The organism is Sulfitobacter sp. 15WGC (genome assembly GCF_005068605.1).
In the GTDB taxonomy this organism is placed as follows: domain Bacteria; phylum Pseudomonadota; class Alphaproteobacteria; order Rhodobacterales; family Rhodobacteraceae; genus Sulfitobacter; species Sulfitobacter faviae.
The window spans coordinates 75,374-91,870 of sequence record NZ_SZNL01000007.1; the positions used below are offsets into that span (position 1 = coordinate 75,374).

Annotated in this window: 16 protein-coding genes; 10 read left to right on the top strand and 6 right to left on the bottom strand. The window is 63.6% G+C overall.

All coding sequences use genetic code 11. The features are described from left to right. The first annotated feature begins 87 nt into the window (after positions 1-87). Both repC and FCK22_RS07790 read left to right on the top strand, forming a co-directional pair. A complete protein-coding gene (gene repC / locus FCK22_RS07785; protein ID WP_067266543.1) occupies positions 88-1,239 on the top strand; it encodes a plasmid replication protein RepC in 1,152 nt (383 codons plus the stop codon). Between the two features lie 142 nt (positions 1,240-1,381). Further along, positions 1,382-3,349, top strand: a complete 1,968-nt coding sequence (locus FCK22_RS07790) for a cache domain-containing protein (RefSeq protein ID WP_067266542.1) — start codon at positions 1,382-1,384, stop codon at positions 3,347-3,349. Between the two features lie 33 nt (positions 3,350-3,382). On the opposite strand, the gene FCK22_RS07795 is transcribed toward FCK22_RS07790, so the two are convergent. The 6 genes from FCK22_RS07795 to FCK22_RS19275 form a co-directional block, all read right to left on the bottom strand. After that, on the bottom strand, positions 3,383-4,435 hold the full coding sequence (locus FCK22_RS07795) for a M20/M25/M40 family metallo-hydrolase (RefSeq protein ID WP_067266540.1): 1,053 nt from the start codon (positions 4,433-4,435) through the stop codon (positions 3,383-3,385). 93 nt (positions 4,436-4,528) lie between these two features. After that, entirely contained in the window at positions 4,529-5,842 is a 1,314-nt protein-coding gene (locus FCK22_RS07800) for a TRAP transporter large permease (protein ID WP_067266538.1), read from the bottom strand. After that, a complete protein-coding gene (locus tag FCK22_RS07805) occupies positions 5,839-6,342 on the bottom strand; it encodes a TRAP transporter small permease subunit (RefSeq protein WP_067266537.1) in 504 nt (167 codons plus the stop codon). Before FCK22_RS07805 ends, FCK22_RS07800 begins: the two co-directional genes overlap by 4 nt. 58 nt (positions 6,343-6,400) lie before the next feature. Then, on the bottom strand, positions 6,401-7,420 hold the full coding sequence (locus tag FCK22_RS07810) for a TRAP transporter substrate-binding protein (protein WP_067266534.1): 1,020 nt from the start codon (positions 7,418-7,420) through the stop codon (positions 6,401-6,403). A 138-nt stretch (positions 7,421-7,558) separates the two neighbouring features. Then, positions 7,559-8,053, bottom strand: a complete 495-nt coding sequence (locus FCK22_RS07815; RefSeq protein ID WP_067266533.1) for a MarR family transcriptional regulator — start codon at positions 8,051-8,053, stop codon at positions 7,559-7,561. A gap of 5 nt (positions 8,054-8,058) precedes the next feature. Then, positions 8,059-8,835 carry a hypothetical protein gene (locus FCK22_RS19275; RefSeq protein ID WP_248646468.1) on the bottom strand — a complete coding sequence of 259 codons (777 nt, stop codon included), beginning with the start codon at positions 8,833-8,835 and terminating at the stop codon, positions 8,059-8,061. Between the two features lie 139 nt (positions 8,836-8,974). On the opposite strand from FCK22_RS19275, the gene FCK22_RS19280 reads away from it, so the two are divergent. The 8 genes from FCK22_RS19280 to FCK22_RS07855 all read left to right on the top strand — a co-directional run bounded on the left by FCK22_RS19280 (position 8,975) and on the right by FCK22_RS07855 (position 16,497). Continuing rightward, positions 8,975-9,142, top strand: coding sequence for a 2Fe-2S iron-sulfur cluster-binding protein (locus FCK22_RS19280; protein ID WP_248646473.1), 168 nt, complete (start codon positions 8,975-8,977; stop codon positions 9,140-9,142). Between the two features lie 110 nt (positions 9,143-9,252). Beyond that, positions 9,253-10,488 (top strand): aromatic ring-hydroxylating dioxygenase subunit alpha, encoded by a 1,236-nt coding sequence (locus FCK22_RS07825; RefSeq protein WP_248646475.1) that lies wholly within the window; start codon positions 9,253-9,255, stop codon positions 10,486-10,488. After that, positions 10,485-10,964, top strand: a complete 480-nt coding sequence (locus FCK22_RS07830; RefSeq protein ID WP_067266527.1) for an aromatic-ring-hydroxylating dioxygenase subunit beta — start codon at positions 10,485-10,487, stop codon at positions 10,962-10,964. The genes FCK22_RS07825 and FCK22_RS07830 overlap by 4 nt, the downstream gene beginning before the upstream one ends. Beyond that, the gene (locus tag FCK22_RS07835) at positions 10,961-12,586 is read left to right on the top strand and encodes an AMP-binding protein (protein WP_067266521.1); all 1,626 of its coding nucleotides are present in this window, start codon (positions 10,961-10,963) and stop codon (positions 12,584-12,586) included. The genes FCK22_RS07830 and FCK22_RS07835 overlap by 4 nt, the downstream gene beginning before the upstream one ends. After that, complete coding sequence (locus FCK22_RS07840; RefSeq protein ID WP_067266520.1) at positions 12,583-13,752, top strand: thiolase family protein; 1,170 nt, start codon at positions 12,583-12,585, stop codon at positions 13,750-13,752. Before FCK22_RS07835 ends, FCK22_RS07840 begins: the two co-directional genes overlap by 4 nt. Then, positions 13,749-14,996 (top strand): SDR family NAD(P)-dependent oxidoreductase, encoded by a 1,248-nt coding sequence (locus FCK22_RS07845; RefSeq protein ID WP_067266517.1) that lies wholly within the window; start codon positions 13,749-13,751, stop codon positions 14,994-14,996. Before FCK22_RS07840 ends, FCK22_RS07845 begins: the two co-directional genes overlap by 4 nt. Next, complete coding sequence (locus tag FCK22_RS07850; protein ID WP_067266514.1) at positions 14,993-15,775, top strand: cyclase family protein; 783 nt, start codon at positions 14,993-14,995, stop codon at positions 15,773-15,775. Before FCK22_RS07845 ends, FCK22_RS07850 begins: the two co-directional genes overlap by 4 nt. Then, positions 15,772-16,497: an SDR family oxidoreductase gene (locus tag FCK22_RS07855; protein WP_067266513.1), complete on the top strand. Its 726-nt coding sequence runs from the start codon at positions 15,772-15,774 to the stop codon at positions 16,495-16,497. Before FCK22_RS07850 ends, FCK22_RS07855 begins: the two co-directional genes overlap by 4 nt.

A 16,497-nucleotide genomic window follows, 5' to 3' on the forward strand; every position in this document is an offset into this window, starting at 1 on the left:
CACCTTCGAGATAGCCCCAAAGATTTATCGATGTCAACTCTACCCGATGGGATAGGGCCGGTATTTTGTTGTCTTTCGTGATTTCAAATGAAAAACACGTTCCGAACTGCGTTCGGGCGGCCGAAATCGGCTGCCCAAGTGGAATGCGAGGGGCCGGACAAATGGGCTTTGCTCGACCGGCTGACAACCGCGGCAGAGGCTTTCGAGCTGTCGCACCGCACTCTCACCGTATTGAAGGCTTTGCTGAGTTTTCTGCCAAGCCGGCATATTCCAGATGGCGCGGCGGGCATTGTATTCGCCTCAAACGCCCGGCTCTCAGAACGGCTTCACGGTATGCCGGAGAGCACTCTGAGGCGGCATCTGGCACAGTTGGTCCGCGTGGGCCTGATTGCGCGACATGATAGCCCCAACCGAAAGCGTTTTGCACGGAACCACGGGGGCGCCATTGCGCTGGCCTTTGGCTTTGACCTCGCCCCCCTCGTGGTGCAGGCAGCGATGATTGAGACGGCAGCTCAGGCAGCCGAGGCAGAGCAGGAGCGCTTGCAGGCGCTGAGGGATCGCGTTCTGGTCCTCCGCCATGGGCTGATCAGGAAGGGTTGCGGCGAGGGATTGGCTGATGAGGCGGGCCGGATTCTGCGGCGCAAACCGAATGAAATAGCATTGTCTCAGCTTGAGACGGCGCTCCGTATGACACTTGAAAATGCCCGTGGAGAAGAACCTGTGGGCGAAACAGCACCCCTCTCCCCTGCCCCGCTTACCGGTCAAATGAGCGTAACTGACGGCGAAAATGAGCGGCACATACAGGATTCAGATAAATCCTATTTTGGCTCTGAAGAACGCGATCACGGTGATGTGGCCCCGCGTACGCCTGACAAAGCCGAACCTGATTATTCTGCGAAAGAAGAAGGCGTATCATTCGCGGATGTCGTGGATGCCTGCACAGAGGTTCGCAGCTTTTTCCCGGATGTGATGCGAAACTGGGGAGACGTTGTTCGGGTCGGAGACCAGATTGCTCCAATGCTGGGGATTGACCCGCCTGTGCTAAATGAGGCAAAACGAGACATGGGCCCGGAGAGCGCTGCTGTGACGGTCCTTTGCTTGCTTGAGAAAGCCGCGACGATCCGTAGCCCCGGAGCTTATCTAAGGCGTTTGACGCAGATGGCTCGAAATGGTGCCTTTTCCCTTGGTCCGATGGTCTCAGCCTTGGCAAACCGGCGAAATTGTCAGCTGACAATTTGAAAATCATAGTTTTTACAGTGACTTAGGTTAAATGACGCCTGGCAATTTCCGAAATTGGGCTTTCTAGCGGGCAAAATCTCTCCATATGCTTCACCCTCCTCGGTTCAACCGCTAACTTAGGTGAAGCTCTCCGGGAAAACCCATGACCTCTGTCCGCCTCCGCCTGCTTGTCCTCGCGCTCACACCGCTCATTGTGCTGATGCCGCTTCTCTTGGTTCTGGGCATGTCACGCTGGACGGCGGATTATGACGAAGTCCTCATCGCGAATGTTGAAAGCGAGCTGAGGATCGCCAACCAATATCTCGCGCGGTTGTTGGCGCAGACGGGCAATGAGTTGGACGCCGTCGCCGGGTCCGTCGAATTCGCCCAGCAGTTGGACGACCCGAACGCAGACCGGGGCGCGTTCTTCGCCGAGATACAGGACCGGCTGGGTTTGGATTTTCTACAATTCCTCCCCATCGACGTCGCCGTCGGAGACGGTGAGAACTGGCCGGTGATCGCCCGCGCCGCGCGGGGTCAAAGCGGCGCGGAGATCGACGTATTCAGCAACGCACGGCTGACAAGATTGAACGACGCCCTCGCGGTCCGCGCGCAGGTTCCGGTGATCGATACCCCCGCCGCCGTGCCCACGGACCGAAAGATCGAAGACCGCGGCATGGTGGTTCACGCTGCGAGCCCGGTTGATTTGGACGGCAGGCAGGGGGTCTTGGTCGGCGGGATGCTGTTGAACCGCAACCTCAACTTTATCGATACGATCAATGACCTCGTCTATCTCAACGCGGTGACCGGTGGCGACAGGCAGGGCACAGCGACGCTTTTCCTAGATGACCTGCGCATCTCGACCAATGTGCGTCTTTTCGAAGATGTGCGCGCCCTTGGCACGCGGGTCTCGGCAGAGGTGCGGGAGGCCGTGTTGATTGATGGGCGCACTTGGCTCGACCGGGCCTTCGTGGTGAACGATTGGTACATCTCTGGCTACCAGCCGATCACGGACAGTTTCGGCGAGCGGGTGGGGATGCTTTACGTCGGCTTCCTCGAAGCACCTTTCGCGCAGGCAAAGCGGGAGGCGTTCTGGTGGATGTTGGCCGCGTTCTTTGCCGTGCTGGCGCTGTCGGCGCCGGTGTTCCTTTGGCTGGCCCGCGGTATCTTCTCGCCGCTTGAACGGATGACAAAAGTCATGCACCGGGTCGGCAAGGGGGAACTTTCGGCGCGGATCGGCGCGGTCCCTGCGCGGGATGAGATCGGGGCGGTGGCGCATCACCTCGATTGGTTGCTGGAGCAGGTGCAGGAACGCGACCGGCAGCTGCGCAGCTGGAATGATGCGTTGAACCAGCGGGTTGATCAGCGCACTGCTGAACTGCGCGAGGCGAACGAGAAGCTGGAGCAGACCTTTCGCCAATTGGTGATGAGCGAGAAACTCGCCTCCATCGGGGAAATCACCGCGGGGGTGGCGCATGAAATCAACAACCCCGTCGCGGTCATCATGGGCAATGTCGATGTCATCCGGGAGACGCTCGGCCCGGATGCAGAGCTGGTGGCGACGGAACTCGGCCTGATCGATCGGCAGCTGTCACGGATCGAGGTCATCGTCGGCAAATTGCTCAAGTTCGCCGCGCCATCCGAGTTTTCTGATTGTGAACATAATATTGCGCTCCGGCCTCTGGTGCAGGACTGTCTCGTGCTGGTCGATCACCTCATCAGCCGGGGCGGGATCGAGGTGCATTGCGATCTGGAAGTGGTGCCGCCAGTGCGTGCGGACTCCGGAGAGATTCAGCAGGTCGTGGTGAACCTTGTGGTCAATGCGGTGCAGGCGATGCAGGGGGCAGGGCGGTTGGCATTGTACCTTAGCCCTGAAGACCGCGACGGCGTGGCCGGTGTGGCGTTGTCGGTGCATGACAGCGGTCCGGGAGTGCCTGAGGCGTTGCTCGGCTCGCTTTTCGATCCCTTCTTTACCACCAAACCGGGGGAGGGGACGGGATTGGGCCTGTCGATCTCTCAGACGCTGATCCAGCGGGCCGGGGGGATCATCACGGTCCGCAATCGGGCGGAAGGGGGCGCGGCCTTTACCGTTTGGCTGCCGCAAGCCCCCGAGGATGCGGCCCCCCCCTGAACACGCGTGATGCGCAGGGGGGGGCAGGGGGCTTTAGGCTGCCTTGCCGTCGAAGCCCTCAAGATAGGCCACGAGGATGTCGAGTGCGGCTTGCAGGTCGCCTTTCGACACCATCTCGGTCACCGTATGGATGTAGCGGGTGCCGACCACGATCCCCACGGCCCGCGCGCCAGCGGCAGCTTGCTGCGCCGCAGCACCGTCTTGTCCCCCTGCGGCAAGCATGGTGCGTTGGAAGGGGATGTCGCGCGCCTCGGCCAGTTTTTCGATGTCGCGCACGAGGTCCACATCGGCGATGAAGCTGCTGTCGCGGACGTGCAGGCCAAAGCCTTTACCGAGCCGCGTGGTAGAGAGATGCTCGGGCACGCCGGGCGTGTCACAGGCCAGCGTCGTGTCGATGCCAAGGCCGATGTCGGGCTGCACCTTATAGGCCGCCGTGCGCGCGCCCCGCAGGCCAACTTCTTCCTGACAGGTGAAGGCCACATGAATCTCCGCGCCACGCCCCTTATCGGCCAGCTTGCGGATCGCCTCGATCCCCAGCCAGCAGGCCACGCGGTTGTCGAGCGCTTTGGAGACGAACTGCTCACCCATCTCAAGAAAAGGCTCGTCCATGACGACGAAGTCGCCGACCTTGACGATCTCCTTCGCCTTCTCGCCCAGCCCGAGGTCGACGAAGAATTCCGAGACTTCGGGGATCTTCTTGCGGTCTTCGGGGGAGGAGATGTGAATGGGCTTGCCGCCGGGGTTCATCACGCCCTTCAGATCGCCCTGATCGGTGCAGACCAGCACCCGGCGCGAGAAGAGGTTGCGCGGATCGAAACCGCCGACGGGCTGGAGGTATAGGAACCCGTCTTTCGACACATGGCTGACCAGAAAGCCGATCTCGTCCATATGGCAGAGCAGCATGATCTTGGGCGCCTTGCCGTCGCCCGCCGTCGCATCCCGGCGGCAGAGGAGGGAGCCCATGGCGTCGGTCTCCACATGGTCGAACAGCCCTTCGATCTCACGGGTGATCAGATCGCGCACGCGGTGTTCGCGCCCCGGAACGCCGGGGGTTTCGCAAAGGTCTTTGAGTAGGTCGATGTTCATGCTGGCCTCATCCTTGGTGATTTGGCCGCACTATCGCGCCGCGCCTGTCGAAGTGCAAACAGGCGCGCGCGATGAGGCTGAGAGGGCAGGGGGTTACATCTGACCCGGCAGGAACAGCACCAGCGCGGGAAAGACGAGCAGCAGGATCAGCCGCAGGATATCGACAAGCCAGAACGGGGTGACCCCGCGAAAGATCGTGCCGGTGGAAACATCGCCGACCACCCCTTTAAGGACAAAGACATTGAGGCCGACCGGCGGGGTGATCAGGCTGATCTCGGTCACGACGACGACGATGATGCCGAACCAGACCGGATCGAAGCCAAGGCTCGTGACCAGCGGAAAGAAGATCGGCACCGTCAGCAGCAGCATCGACATGCTCTCGAAAATGCAGCCGAGCGCGATGTAGATTAGAAGGATCAGCCCCATCACCACCCAAGGCCCGAGGTCGAGCGCGGTGACGGTGGCCAGCAGCCCTTCGGGCAGCCCCGCGAGGTTCACGAAGTTGGAGAAGATCCACGCCCCGATCAACACCGAGAAGAGCGAGGCCGAGGTGAGCGTCGTCTCCTCCAGCACTTCACGCAGGCCCCGCCAGCTGAGCCCGCCGCGCGCCCAAGCGATGAGGAAGGCCCCCGCCGCCCCCATGCCCGCGGCCTCGGTCGGGGAGAAGGCGAGGTGGATCGGCCAGAAGTCCAAGACCCCATAGAGCCCGCCGATGACCAGCGCAAAAAGCGCCAGCACCGACCAGACGTGATTGAGCGCGCGCAGCCGCTCTCCCCATGTCGCGCGGGGGCCGGCGGGGCCGGCTTCGGGGTTCATGGCGACGGAAAAGCGCACCGCGCAGAGATAGAGCAGGATGCCCAATGCCCCCGGCACGATGCCCGCGATGAACAGCGCGCCGATGGAGGTCTCGGTCAGCAAGCCATAGATCACGAGGATCACCGACGGCGGGATCAGGATCCCGAGCGTGCCCCCGGCGGCGATGGAGGCGGTCGAGAGGCTGTCGGAATAGCCGTATTTGCGCATCTCCGGCATGGCGACCTTGGACATCGTGGCGGCGGTGGCGAGCGATGAGCCGCAGATCGCGGCGAAGCCCCCGCAAGCGACGATGGTGGCCATCGCCAGACCGCCCCGGAAGTGGCCCAAAAAGGCGTTAGAGACTTGGTAAAGCTCGCGGCTGATCCCGCCTTTGTTGACGAAAAGCCCCATCAGGATGAAGAGCGGGATCACCGACAGCCCGTAGTCTTGGCTGGTGTCGATGATCAGCCGCGACACCATGGAGATCGATGCGCGGTAGCTGGTCTCATAGACCAGCCCGATCATCCCGACGAGGCCCATGGCAAAGGCAATCGGCAAGCGCAGCAAGACGAGGACGAAAACGGCGGCAAAGCCGATGGCAGAGGCGATCATGTGGCAGGGTCCAGAAGTTGCGGCGCAAAGAGGCGCAGAAGCCCGCGCAGGATCAGCACGACAGCGGTGAGATAGGTCATCACCGCGATGAACATGCCGATGTAGAAGGTCGGGATTTCAAGATATTCGGTCACGTCGCCATAGCTGAGCGCGCGGTAGGCGAGGTCGACGACCCGCCCCGCCGGAAACCACAGCATCACCCCGCAGCCCAAAGTCACCAGCCCGTCGCGCCAGCGTTGCAGCCCCCAGTTTTCAAAGGGGCGGTCCAAAAGATCGGCGGCGATATGCCCCTCGCGGCCCGACAGGACCGGCAGGGCAGAGAAAACGATCAGCGCGATGCCGATACGGATCAGCTCGGTCGCAGCTTCGATGGGCGCGTTGAAGACCGACCGCATGATGACATCGGCAAAGGTCAGCACCATCAGCGCGAAGAGCGCGAGAGAGGCCATCGTCATCGGCAGGGCCGAGAGGGCGGTGGTTAGGCGGATTAAAGAGCGCATGGCGGTTCCCTGGCTGGGGGCCGACCGCGTTTGCGCCCGGCCCCTTTGGCGGTGGGGGTTACTGGCTGGCCTTCGCCATTTCCTCACGCATCATCTCATAGGCGGCCTGTCCATCGACACCGGCCTCGTCGAGCTCTGCGATCACCTTGTCGCGCACCTTGGCGGCCATCTCGGCAAAGCGGGCTTGATCCTCTTCCGAGGCGGTGACGATCTTGTTGTCGCCCGCGGCCTCGGTCGCCTCACGCGCGTCAACGTCGCTCTGGTCCCAGACGGCACCCATCATGCGGCTCGCCGTCTCGCCAAAGACTTCGCTGTCGAGCTTTTGCTGCACGTCTTCGGGCAGGCTGTCGAAGGTCTCTTGGCTCATGATGACCGAGAAGGAACCGCGGTAGAAGCCGCCGGGCATCTCATAGACGTTCTTGGCCACTTCGTTGAGCTTGAAGCTGATCCGCTCGCCCATGTTCATGGCCACGGCATCGGCGGCCCCGGAATCGAGTGTTTCGTAAACCTTGGGCGCGGGCACCTGAATGCCGACGAGGCCAAGCTCCGCCCCCACATCCGCCGAGACACCACCGCCGAGGCGGGTTTTCAGCCCTTGCAGATCGTCGAGGGTGTTGACCTCTTTGTTGGAGTGGATTTGCCCCGGCCCGTGGGTTGTGAGCGCGATCACCTTCACGCCGCGGTGCTCGTCCAATTCAGACAGCATCGCCTCATGCAGGCGCCAATGGGCGACCGATGCGGCCTCGGCGTTGCCTTCGTAGCCGGGGATTTCGACCAGTTTCGTGCCGACGAAACGACCGGGCGTGTAGCCGTGGAACAGAATGGCGATATCGGCGGCACCGTCCAGCAGCAGGTCCATCTGCGCGGGCGGCGGGGCGAGGCCGTTTTTCAACTCGGTCTCGATCAGCCCATCGCTGGCCTCGGCCATCATGTCGGTCAATTGGGTGAACATGCCGGTGTTGACCGGGTGGCTTGGCGGCAGCCATGTGGAAATGGTCAGCGTCTCGGCGGCGAAAGCGCCGGTCGCGGTGCAGAGCGCAAGCGCACTCGTCGTGAGAAACTTGGTGAATTTGGTCATTTTGGGCTCCTCCCCATACCGTTCGATATGCCTTGGCGGGGTTCTCCCAAACCCGTATAGCCAAGTATATGCTTTTTCATGTATTCACATTTACAGCACGATTGGAACCATTTTTTGCGCCCGGGGCAAGGGCGCTGATCAGCCGCGAAGATCGCCCGTGTCGTCCAAGGCGGCGAGGAGCGATTTCAGCGCCGGTTTCAACTGCGCCCCCTCGTTGCCCTTCAGCATTTCCATCAAGGCCGCCTCATGGCGGCGCGCTTGCGGCACCAGTTCGGCGGCCAGCGCGCGGCCCGCGTCGGTCAGATACACCCGCACGCGGCGGCCATCGGCTGGATCGCTGCGGCGAAGCAGCAGGCCGCGTTCTTCCATCTGGGCGATGATCCGCGTGAGGCGGGATTGTTCGGCCAGCGCCCGGCGCGCGAGTTGCGTGATCATCGCGCCATCAGTGTCCGACAGGCAGGCCAACACGCGCCATTCCGGCACCCGCAGCCCCGCCTTGCGCACCTGCGCGTGGAACTGCGCGCTCGCCACATCGCTGGCCGCCGCCAACAGATACAGCAGGTAATCCGAGACGAATCCCCCCTCCTGACCCGTCTCCTTTTGGGCGGTTGCGTCGGTCTTTTGCTGCGTCACACCAATTAACCCTTTGATGGAAAGAGGGCTCCTTGCGCCTCGGCCTCTCTAAATGGCGGGCAAATTCGCGCTTGGCAAGAAAACCCTTGACCAAAACTATATGAAAAATCATATTGTTTGGCAGGGGAGGACATCACATGTCGAAGATCAACGCCATCGTGCGCAGGGTCACAGCGCTGACCGATCGCATCAGCGAATTCGAGATTGCAGCCGCCGACAGCAACCCGTTGCCGCATTGGGACGCCGGGGCGCATGTGCTTTTCGATCTGCCCGATGGCGACAGCCGCGCCTATTCCCTGATCACCTTCGATCCGATCCCCGAGGCCCCCGAAAGCTACCGCATCGCCGTTCAGCGCGAGCCCGAGGGCAAGGGCGGCTCGACCCATATGCACGGGCTGAAACCGGGGGCAGAGATCACCTGCGCCGCGCCAAAGAACGATTTCCCCCTGTCCCCGGACGCGCCCGCCGTGCTGCTGGCGGGGGGGATTGGCATCACGCCGATGATCTCGATGGCGGCGACGCTCAAGGCCGCGGGGCAGGACTTCACCTTTCACTATACGGGCCGCAGCGCGCCCGTTATGGCCTACCGCGATGCCCTGCGCGAGAGTTTCGGCGAGGCGCTGCATCTGCATTGCGATGATGACGCGACGGCGCTCGACCTCGGCGCGGTGATCGACAGCCTTGGGCCCCAAGCGCATCTCTATGTCTGCGGCCCCAAAGGGTTGATCGAAGCGACCAAGGCGAAAGCCGAAGCCGCGGGCGTCGCCGCCGAGCGCATCCATTTCGAACTCTTCGACGCGCCGCAGGAGCAAGAGGGCGACAGCGCCTTTGAGGTTGAGGTTGCCTCAAGCGGGGAGGTTTTCACCATCCCCCCCCGGCCAGTCGATCATCGACGTGCTGGAGGCGGGCGGTGTCGATGTCATGTACGACTGCCAGCGCGGCGACTGCGGCATCTGCCAATGCGATGTGCTCAGCGGCACCCCCGATCACCGCGACGTGGTCCTGTCCGAGGCCGAGCGCGCGGCGGGCAATGTCATGCAAATCTGCGTCAGCCGCGCGAAATCTCCGCGCCTTGTGCTCGACATCTGAGGGAGGAACTCATGGGACGTTACGACAGCCCGGCGGCCTTGGCCGCCCTCGTGCAGCCACATCAGGTGCACCGCGATATCTACACCGACCCAGAGGTGTTCCAGCAGGAGATGAAGCATCTCTTCGCCAATGCCTGGGTCTTTGTCGGCCATGAAAGCCAGACCCCGAACAAGGGCGATTATTTCAGCACCCATATCGGCACCCAGCCCGTCATTCAGGTGCGCCATTCCACGGGCGACATCCATGTCCTGCTGAACCGCTGCCCCCACAAAGGCACCAAGATCGTGATCGACCGGCAGGGCAACACCGGCAAATTCTTCCGCTGCCCCTATCACGCATGGAGCTTCAAGACCGATGGCTGCCTCTTGGCGATCCCGCTTAAGAAGGGCTACCAGAACACCGGGCTGGAAGAGACCGACAGCGGCAAGGGGATGCGCAGCGTCGGCGATGTGAAAAACTACCGCGGCTTCATCTTTGCGCGGCTGGCCGAAGAGGGTATGAGCTTTGAAGAGTTCTTTGGCGAAAGCCTGTCCTCGCTCGACAATATGGTTGACCGCTCCCCCGCCGGACGGCTCGAAGTGGTCGGCCCGCCGCTGCGCTACATGCATCATTGCAACTGGAAGATGCTGGTCGAAAACCAGACCGACACCTGTCACCCGATGGTGGCGCATGAAAGCTCTGCCGGGACAGCGGTGAAGCTCTACGAAGAACTGGGCCTGCCCGAGGACGCGCCTAAACCCCCCGCGATGGAGATCATCGCCCCCTTCATGTCGCCTTACGATTTCTTCGAAGGCATGGGCATCCGCACATGGCCCAACGGGCATGGGCACACTGGCGTAAACCACTCTATCCACTCGGATTATTCCGCCATCCCCGGTTATTTCGAAGCGCTCTGCGACAGCTATGGAGAGGAGAAGGCCAAGGCGATCCTCGATGAGAACCGCCACAACACGGTCTATTTCCCCAACATCATGATCAAGGGGCCGATCCAGCAATTGCGGGTCTTCATCCCCATCGCCGCCGACCGGACCGTGGTGGAAAGCTACATCTACCGCCTCGTCGACGCGCCCGATGAGCTGACCGCACGCACCGCGATGTACAACCGCATGATCAACGCGCCCACCTCCATCGTCGGCCATGACGATCTGGAGATGTACGAGCGCGCGCAGGAAGGGCTGATGGTCGACGGGCTGGAATGGGTGAACATCCAGCGCCTGATCGAAGAGGACGAAGACTTCGAGGTCGAAGCAGTCGAGAACGGCACAACCGAACGCCAGATGCGCAACCAATTCCACGCGTGGGTCAAGTTCATGACCATGGGCCAAAAGACGGAGGCGGCGGAATGACTGTGACGCGCGAAAGCCTGATCGACTTCATCTATGGTGAAGTCCGCATGTTGGACGAGGGGCGCTATACCGAATGGCTCAACCTCTGGCTGCCGGATGGGCATTATTGGATGCCGTTGGACTATCAGCAAAAAGACCCGATCAACGAGACCTCGTTGATGTATGAGGATATGTTCATGCTCAAGCTGCGCGTCGAACGTCTGAACGGCGCGCGCACCTTCAGCCAGAAACCCAAAAGCCGCTGCCACCATGTGATCCAGCGCCCTTTCGTGGATGAGATGGACACGGAGGCAGGGCGTTTCGTCACGACCACCTTCATGCATTACGTCGAAACCCGTTTGGACAAGCAGCAATTGCTCGCCGTCACCGCGCGGCATGAGTTAGCGCTGGTCGAGGGGCGGCTCCGCATCGCCAACAAACGGGTCGATATCGTGAATTGCGACGCGGCCTTCCGCAACATCCAGTTGCTGCCATGATCGGGGCAGAGACTGGAACGGTCCACGCGGCCTTTGAAGACACCGCCGCGCGGCACCCCGAACGGGGCTTTCTGAATGTCCTGCCGGAAACGGCGGATATCTACGGCATCGCGGCGGGGGAGGTGAGTTATGCCGAAGCCGCGCGCGAGGTTGCCGCCCTGCGCAAGCGCATTTCGGCGGCGGGTTATCTGCCCGGCCAACGTGTCATGCTGCTGATGGAGAACCGCCCGGTCTTCTTCCTCTGGTGGCTGGCGCTGAACGGTCTGGGACTGTCGGTCGTGCCGGTGAACCCCGATCTGCGCGCGGCAGAGCTGAGCTATATGATCGACCATGCCGAGCCGGTCTTGGCCGTGGCGATCCCCGCGCGGGGTGAGGATCTGCGCGCGGCGGCACGGCAAGCGGGGCGCGACATGCCGGTGATCGCACCGGGGGATCCCTTGCCCGCGCCCGCAACGCGTGAGACCATCGCGACACGGCAAGGCGGGGCAGAGGAGGCCGAGGCCGCATTGCTCTACACCTCAGGCACCACCGGCCAGCCCAAGGGCTGCATCCTGACGAACACCTATTTCCTCGACGCCGGGCGGTGGTACGCTGACACCGGCGGGCTTTGCGCCCTCTCGCAAGACGGCGAGCGGATGATCACGCCGCTGCCGATCTTTCACATGAACGCGATGGCCTATTCCTTCATGGCGATGATCGCCGTGGGCGGCTGCCTGACCGCGCTCGACCGCTTCCACCCCCGCAGCTGGTGGGCCTCGGTCCGGGCCTCGGGGGCGACCTGTCTGCACTACCTTGGCGTGATGCCCTCGATGCTCATGGGGGCCGAAGCAAGCGAAGCCGACCGCGACCATGCCGTGCGCTTTGGCTTCGGCGCGGGGGTGGACCCGAAACTGCACGCCGCCTTCGAGGCGCGTTTCGGTTTTCCATTGGTCGAGGCTTGGGCCATGACCGAAACCGGCGCGGGGGCCGTGATCTGCGCCAACCGCGAACCGCGCCGCGTGGGCGAAAGCTGCCTCGGCGCGCCCGAAGGGGGGCTGGAGGTCCGGCTGCTCGACGATGCCGGGCAAGAGGCCGATCAAGGCGAATTGCTGGTGCGCCGCGCCGGTGCCGAACCCCGGCGCGGGTTCTTTGCGGGCTACTTCAAAAATGCCGAGGCCACGGATGAGGTTTGGGCGGGCGGTTGGTTCCACACCGGCGACATCGTGCGCCGCGCGCCGGATGGTGCGATGTATTTCGTCGACCGCAAGAAAAACGTGATCCGCCGCTCGGGCGAGAACATCGCGGCGGTCGAGGTGGAATCGACCCTGATGCGCCACCCCGCCGTGGCCAGCGCCGCCGTGGCCGCCGTGCCTGACGCGGTGCGCGGGGATGAGGTTTTCGCCTGTATCGTGCCAAAGGACGCCGGTGCTGACCCTGCCGTCTTGGCCCGTGAAATCACCGAATGGTGCCTGACCCAACTTGCCTATTACAAAGCCCCCGGCTTCATCGCCTTTGTTGAGGCGCTGCCGCTGACGGCGACGCAGAAACTCCAACGCGGGGTGTTGAAAACGCTGGCCGCCGACCTGCTGGACGATCCCGCCACGCAAGACCTGCGCGGGCTAAAGAAACGGACGGCGGCATGAGGCGCAGGGGCTATGACGGCGTCGTCCTCGCGGCGCCCACCTCGGTGCCCTATGCCCGCTACAGCAATGAGACCGCCCATTGGTGGATCGCCCGCGCGCTGCGCGCGATGCTGGGCAAGGCGGGGATCGCGCCGGGCGAACTGGACGGGTTCTCGGTCTCCAGCTTCTCGCTTGCGCCGGACACGCCGGTCGGGCTGACCCAGCATTTGGGGCTCAGCCCGCGTTGGCTTGATACCGTGCCGACGGGCGGGGCCAGCGGGCTCATCGCGCTGCGCCGCGCGGCGCGGGCGGTGCAGGCGGGCGACGTGGATCTGGTGGCCTGCGTGGCGGGGGACGCGAACCGGATCGACAGCTTTCGCAGCCTGCTCAGCGGCTTTTCGCGCTTTTCGATGGACGCAACCTTTCCCTATGGTTTCGGCGGCCCGAACGCGAGTTTCGCCCTGCTGATGGACCGCTACATGCAGGAATACGGCGCCACGCGAGAGGACTTTGGCCAAATTGCCGTGGCGCAACGCGCCAATGCGCTTTGCTATCCCGATGCGCTGATGAAAACCCCGCTGACGCTTGACCAATACCTGAATGCGCGCATGATCTCAGACCCCATCGCGCTGTTCGACTGCGTCATGCCCTGCGCCGGGGCCGAGGCGTTTTTGGTCATGCGCGAGGATGAGGCCCTGCGCCGCGACCTGCCCTTCGCGCGGATCAGCGGCACCATCGAGGGGCACAACGCCTACCCCGAAGACCCGATGCAACTGCGCGGCGGCTGGGGCGTGGATATCGGTGAGCTCTACGAGATGGCGGGCCATGGGCCGGAGGGGGTCGATCTGCTGCAAACCTATGACGACTACCCAGTGATCTCCATGATGCAGTTCGAAGACCTCGGGTTCTGCGCCAAGGGGGAGGGGGCCGCCTTTGCCCGGCGGCGGGATCTGACGATCCACGGCGATTTCCCCCACAACACCTCGGGCGGGCAGTTGTCGGTCGGCCAAGCCGGGGCCGCGGGCGGCTATCTGGGGCTGGTCGAGGCGATCCGGCAGGTGACCGGTCAGGCCGAGGGCACACAGGTGGCCAACGCCCGGCGGGCCTTGGTCTCGGGCTTTGGTATGATCAACTATGACCGGGGCGTCTGTTCTGCCGCGGCGATCATCGAAGGGGGCGCGCCATGACTGACCCACTGACCCCGCCCCGAAAGAAGAACCCGCAAAAGCGCAGCAGGGTGCCGACGCTGCCGCCCGCGCAGCGGTCGCGCGCGGCCCTCGGCCTTGCCATCGCCGCCGGGCGCGGCACCTTCGCCTTGCAACACTGCGCCGATTGTGGGGCGGTGCAATACCCCCCGCGCGATGCCTGCTGCAAATGCCTGTCCGTCGCGCTGGATTGGCGCGAGACGGACCGCGCGGGCGAGGTCTTGGCCGAAACCACGATCCGCGTCTCGCCCGACCCGTATTTTCGCGAGCGGCTGCCCTGGCGCATCGGCACGGTGCAACTGGCCGCGGGGCCGGTGGCGGTGTGCCATTTGCATGGCGAAGTCGGGCGCGGTGATGCGGTGCGGCTGGCGTTGAAACTGGACCGGGCCGGGCAGGGGGTCATGGTGGCCCTGCCGCGAGAGGGAAGCGAATTGATGCAAGACGATCCAATGCTGCGCGAAATGTCGAGCGATCCGAAACATCGGCGGGTGTTGATCACCGATGCCCGTTCGCCCTTGGCCCTGGCGCTGGCCCAAGCGCTTTTGAGCGCTGGCGCGGCGGAGATATTCCTGGGCGAGCCGGAACATTGGCGCCGGTGGGAAGGCCGCGCGGCCTTCGAGGGGATGGAGAGCGTCAGCCTCATGCCGCTTGATGTCACCGATGGGGCCTCCGTCTCGCGCCTCGCGGCAGAGATCGGTGGCAAGGTCGACATCCTGATCAACACCGCCCAATTCATCCGCCCCGGCGGGGTGCTGGGCAGTGACACGATCTTTGCCCGCGAGGGGATGGAGACCAATGTGCTGGGCCTGATGCGATTGGCGCAGGGCTTTGGCCCCGCGATGGCCGCGCGCACGGCAGATGGGGTGAACTCGGCGGTGGCTTGGGTCAATCTCTTGTCGGTCGGGGCCTTGGCACCCGAGGCGGGTTTCGGCGGTTTCGATGCCTCACAAGCGGCGGCGCGGTCGCTCAGCCAGACGATGCGGGCGGAATTTGCCGGATCGGGGCTGCGGGTGATGAATGTCTACACCGGCCCCGTTGATGACGAATGGCACCAACCTCTGCCGCCGCCCAAAGTCGCCCCCCGCGCGCTGGCGCGGACAGTGGTTCGCGGGCTGGTCGATGGGTTGGAAGAGGTAGCCTGCGGTGACGTGGCCAAAGATGCGCTGGCCCGCTGGCTGGACGATCCGGCCTTGATGGAACGCGAAACGCGGGGGGGCGGCGCATGAGCGATGCAATTACGACACTGGCCGAAGCACTGGCAAGCGGTGCGGCAAAGGTCGTCGATCTGACCCATCGGCTCGACCCGGACTTCCCGGTCATCGTCCTGCCGCCAGAGTTCGGCCAATGTGCGCGGTTCCGGATGGAGGAGGTTTCGGCCTATGATCACCGTGGACCGGCGTGGAAGTGGCATAACCTCACGCTGAACGAACACACCGGCACCCATTTCGATGCGCCCATTCACTGGGTCTCGGGCAAGGACGTGGCCCATGGCGCGGTGGATGAAATCCCGCCCGAAGCCTTCATCGGCCCTGTCGTGGTGGTCGACTGCTCGGCGGGGGCGGCGCAGAACGACGACTTTGAGCTGACGCCCGAGATCATCCGCGATTGGGAGGCCCAGCACGGGCCGATCCCCGCCGACGTTTGGGTGTTGATGCGCACCGATTGGTCGAAACGCAGCGGCGCGGATTACCTCAACATGCGCGAAGATGGCGCCCATTCGCCCGGCCCCACCCCCGCCGCCATCGAACTGCTGCTAGAGCGCGGCATTCGCGGCTTTGGCACGGAAACGGTCGGCACCGACGCGGGGCAGGGGATGCATTACGACCCGCCCTTCCCGGCGCATTACCTGCTGCATGGGGCGGGGAAATATGGGCTGCAATGCCTGTGCAACCTCGACCAACTGCCGCCCACCGGGGCCATGCTGATCGCACCGCCGCTTAAGATCAAAGGCGGCACCGGCAGCCCCTTGCGGGTACTGGCGCTGATACCGGGAGAAAGAGTATGACCGAATACACCGCCGTCATCACCGGGGGCAGCAAGGGCATCGGCGCCGATCTGGCGCAGCGCCTGCTGGAACGCGGCTATCGCGTGATCTCGATCGCCCGAGGCAAGTCGGAATGGGAGGCGGAAGGCTGCGAGCATATCGAAGCCGACCTGCTCGACCCCGCCTCCGTCGCCGCCGTTGCTACGGATATCGCCGCGCGCCATGAGGTGACCCATCTGGTGCATAACGCGGGGCTGATCTGGCCCAATCTGGTTGAGGAGGCCAAGCCCGAAGACATCACCGGCCTTGCCCAACTGCACCTCGGTTCGGCCCTGACACTGCTGCAAGCCTTCCTGCCCGCGATGAAAGAAGGCGGCTTTGGCCGGGTGATGTTCAACGCCTCTCGCGCCGCCTTGGGTGCGCCGACGCGTACGGCCTATTCAGCCTCTAAAGCGGGGATGATCGGCATGGCGCGCACTTGGGCGCTGGAGCTTGCGCCGCATGGCATCACCGTCAATGTGGTGGCCCCCGGCCCGGTGCAGACGGATAACTTTTGGGGCATCATCCCGAAAGAAAGCGAACGCGAAGCGGCGCTGGCCAAGCGCATCCCCGTGGGGCGGTTGGGGCAGGTGGAGGACGTGACCAACGCCTTCCTCTTCTTCTGCGATCCGGCCAATAGTTTCGTCACCGGCCAGACGCTCTTCGTCTGCGGCGGGTCGAGCATCGGGACGCTGACGCTCTGA

What these genes read in the sequence shown, in the direction of transcription:
- FCK22_RS07830 (WP_067266527.1), top strand. Translation starts at nt 10,485, where the DNA reads ATGACTGTGACGCGCGAAAGCCTGATCGACTTCATCTATGGTGAAGTC.
- FCK22_RS07825 (WP_248646475.1), top strand. Translation starts at nt 9,253, where the DNA reads ATGAAGCATCTCTTCGCCAATGCCTGGGTCTTTGTCGGCCATGAAAGC.
- FCK22_RS19275 (WP_248646468.1), bottom strand. Translation starts at nt 8,835, where the DNA reads ATGGATGCGCTCGGCGGCGACGCCCGCGGCTTCGGCTTTCGCCTTGGT.
- FCK22_RS07850 (WP_067266514.1), top strand. Translation starts at nt 14,993, where the DNA reads ATGAGCGATGCAATTACGACACTGGCCGAAGCACTGGCAAGCGGTGCG.
- FCK22_RS07840 (WP_067266520.1), top strand. Translation starts at nt 12,583, where the DNA reads ATGAGGCGCAGGGGCTATGACGGCGTCGTCCTCGCGGCGCCCACCTCG.
- FCK22_RS07810 (WP_067266534.1), bottom strand. Translation starts at nt 7,420, where the DNA reads ATGACCAAATTCACCAAGTTTCTCACGACGAGTGCGCTTGCGCTCTGC.
- FCK22_RS07795 (WP_067266540.1), bottom strand. Translation starts at nt 4,435, where the DNA reads ATGAACATCGACCTACTCAAAGACCTTTGCGAAACCCCCGGCGTTCCG.
- FCK22_RS07845 (WP_067266517.1), top strand. Translation starts at nt 13,749, where the DNA reads ATGACTGACCCACTGACCCCGCCCCGAAAGAAGAACCCGCAAAAGCGC.
- FCK22_RS07835 (WP_067266521.1), top strand. Translation starts at nt 10,961, where the DNA reads ATGATCGGGGCAGAGACTGGAACGGTCCACGCGGCCTTTGAAGACACC.
- FCK22_RS19280 (WP_248646473.1), top strand. Translation starts at nt 8,975, where the DNA reads ATGTACGACTGCCAGCGCGGCGACTGCGGCATCTGCCAATGCGATGTG.
- FCK22_RS07790 (WP_067266542.1), top strand. Translation starts at nt 1,382, where the DNA reads ATGACCTCTGTCCGCCTCCGCCTGCTTGTCCTCGCGCTCACACCGCTC.
- FCK22_RS07805 (WP_067266537.1), bottom strand. Translation starts at nt 6,342, where the DNA reads ATGCGCTCTTTAATCCGCCTAACCACCGCCCTCTCGGCCCTGCCGATG.
- FCK22_RS07855 (WP_067266513.1), top strand. Translation starts at nt 15,772, where the DNA reads ATGACCGAATACACCGCCGTCATCACCGGGGGCAGCAAGGGCATCGGC.
- FCK22_RS07800 (WP_067266538.1), bottom strand. Translation starts at nt 5,842, where the DNA reads ATGATCGCCTCTGCCATCGGCTTTGCCGCCGTTTTCGTCCTCGTCTTG.
- repC (WP_067266543.1), top strand. Translation starts at nt 88, where the DNA reads ATGAAAAACACGTTCCGAACTGCGTTCGGGCGGCCGAAATCGGCTGCC.